The organism is Sulfurimonas sp., assembly GCF_014859695.1.
GTDB lineage: Bacteria > Campylobacterota > Campylobacteria > Campylobacterales > Sulfurimonadaceae > Sulfurimonas.
This window is the reverse complement of the sequence record NZ_JACUTS010000149.1, coordinates 1-2,420: the sequence shown is the minus strand read 5'-3', so window position 1 is coordinate 2,420 and position 2,420 is coordinate 1. Positions and strand designations below refer to the sequence as shown.

3 protein-coding genes are annotated in these 2,420 nt (G+C 38.5%); all 3 read left to right on the top strand.

The window, feature by feature from the left end; genetic code table 11:
• Positions 1–483, top strand: a 483-nt coding sequence (locus IBX42_RS12090) for a WYL domain-containing protein (protein WP_294933184.1), incomplete at its 5' end; no start/stop codon positions are given.
• Positions 480–1,958, top strand: a complete 1,479-nt coding sequence (locus tag IBX42_RS12085; RefSeq protein WP_294933183.1) for a DUF2779 domain-containing protein — start codon at positions 480–482, stop codon at positions 1,956–1,958. The genes IBX42_RS12090 and IBX42_RS12085, both read left to right, overlap by 4 nt.
• Positions 1,955–2,371 (top strand): DUF262 domain-containing protein, encoded by a 417-nt coding sequence (locus tag IBX42_RS12080; protein ID WP_294933182.1) that lies wholly within the window; start codon positions 1,955–1,957, stop codon positions 2,369–2,371. The genes IBX42_RS12085 and IBX42_RS12080 overlap by 4 nt, the downstream gene beginning before the upstream one ends.
• The last annotated feature ends 49 nt before the right edge of the window (positions 2,372–2,420 follow it).

Genomic DNA, 2,420 nt, shown 5'->3' with positions numbered 1-2,420 from the left:
AGAGGTGGCCGGATGCTCTGCGCGTTTGGTGGCCGGTTTGAACGCTATGCGCAAATTGTAAACTTTGAGGGATTTTGGTATTTGGTTGCACTTCAAGAGGATGTGCTTAAGAAGTACTACCTAAAAAACATCTCAAATGTAAAAGCGACCGATACGGCTTTTTCCACCGACGCAAAGCTTGAAGACCTGCTTGAAAATTCCGTTTCCGTATGGTTCCAAAAGGATGTAGAACCGTTTGAAGTTAAGATTTATGCCAACAAGATTGCCGCAAAGTACCTTCAAAGAAGACCGCTTCCGACACAGTCCATTGAGTCTCTTCACAAAGACGGAACTATGGAGTTTGTTATAAAAATAACGCATGAGATGGAGATACTTCCCATTATCAAGTATTGGCTGCCGCACATGAGAGTCATAGAGCCTGAGTGGATACAGGAGATGATAGACGAGGATTTAAAAGGTTATTTGGAGATAAAAACAAAATGAGACTATCCAAATCACTCTACATAAGAGGTCTTCAATGCACTAAGTCTCTTTGGCTTAAAAAGTACAAAAAAGATGTTTTAACTCCGCCCGATGGCTCTGCCGAGGCTATGTTTGAAACAGGAAATGAAGTGGGTGCTTTGGCATGTGGACTTTTTTCTGATGGCAAAGAAGTACCCTATGAGAACACAAGCTTTGACGAAAAAACGGCACTAACAAAAAAGTGGATAGAAGAGGGTGTAGAAAACATCTACGAGGCGACATTTTTGTATGACGATATAGTCGTAATGGTTGACATACTTCACATAAACAGCGACGGCACGCTTGAGATATATGAGGTCAAAAGCTCAACGGAAGTAAAAGATGTCTATCTTGATGATGTCTCTATCCAATACTATGTCTTAAATGGTTTGGGCTACACTCTAAAGAGCGCAAATGTAGTCCACATAAACAACAAATATGTAAGAGGTGATGAGCTTGAAGTTGAGAAGCTTTTTAGCATTGTAGATGTTACAGACGAAGTGCTAGAGCGTCAACATAACATCCCAAACTACTTAAAGCTTTTTAAAACACACCTAAGCGATAGCGAAAATATGCCCGACATAGATATAGGTACGCATTGCACAAGCCCTTACGAGTGCGACGCGATGAGCTACTGTTGGGGTCATGTGCCGAGTTACAGCATTTTTGACATCTCAAGGCTAAAAACCGATACCAAATTTTCTCTCTACAAACAGGGCATTGTCAATTTTACGGATATTACAAACATAGCAGACTTTTCCATCTCGCAGCAGATACAGATAAACTCTGAACTACAGAACAGAGAGATAATAAACAAAGAGGCTATAAAAGAGTTTGTTGATGGTTTAAGTTACCCTTTGTATCATCTTGATTTTGAGACATTTCAACAAGCAGTGCCGCAGTGGAAGGGCATCAACCCGTTTATGCAGATACCGTTTCAATACTCTCTACATGTAGAAGAGAAAAACGGAGATTTGAAGCATTATGAATTTTTAGCAAATGACGACAAAGACCCACGATATGAACTAGCAAAGAGACTAGTGGAGGACATACCAACCGATGTAACGGTTTTAGCTTACAACATGGGGTTTGAAAAAGGGGTGATACGCAAACTAGCAGAGCAGTTTGAAGAGTTTGCGCCAAAACTTCTTGCCATTCATGAGAACATACGAGACCTCATGACACCGTTTCAAAAGAAAGAGTACTATGTGCCTAGCATGAGAGGAAGCTACTCCATAAAATATGTACTTCCAGCCCTCGTGCCAGAGATGCAGAGGGCATACAAAGAGCTGTCACTCGTACACAACGGCGGCGAAGCGATGCAGACATTTGCAAAGCTCTCAAAAATGGACGATGCAACAAAAGAGCAGTATAGAAAAGCTCTGCTAGAATACTGCAAGCTTGATACGTTGGCGATGGTGGAAGTTTTGAGAAAATTAAAGGAGAGTGTGGGATGAGTGAGAAATTAAAATTAAAATCTATTTATGAGTTATTACGCAATAAAGAAGAAAAGCCTGAAAGTTTTTTTATTCCATCATATCAAAGAGGTTATAGATGGACAAAACAACAAGTAGTAGAGTTGTTAGAAGATATTTGGGAGTTTGTTAATAAAGATAAGAGCAAAGATGAATTCTATTGTTTACAGCCAATTGTTGTTAAAAAAGATAATCAAAAATGGGATGTTATCGATGGGCAGCAGAGATTGACAACAATTTATATCATTTTAAAAATATTGTCAGATAAAATAGAAAGTGATAATAAAACATTTAGTTTACATTATGAAACAAGAGAAAAAAGTGCAGAATTTCTTAAAGAAAAATTATTACAAATTGATGAATCAAACATAGATTTTTTTTATATGAGTATCTGACCTTACGCACCAAGGAATCAAAGTTGCTTAATCTAAAGCATGAAAACAG

What these genes read in the sequence shown, in the direction of transcription:
- IBX42_RS12085 (WP_294933183.1), top strand. Translation starts at nt 480, where the DNA reads ATGAGACTATCCAAATCACTCTACATAAGAGGTCTTCAATGCACTAAG.
- IBX42_RS12080 (WP_294933182.1), top strand. Translation starts at nt 1,955, where the DNA reads ATGAGTGAGAAATTAAAATTAAAATCTATTTATGAGTTATTACGCAAT.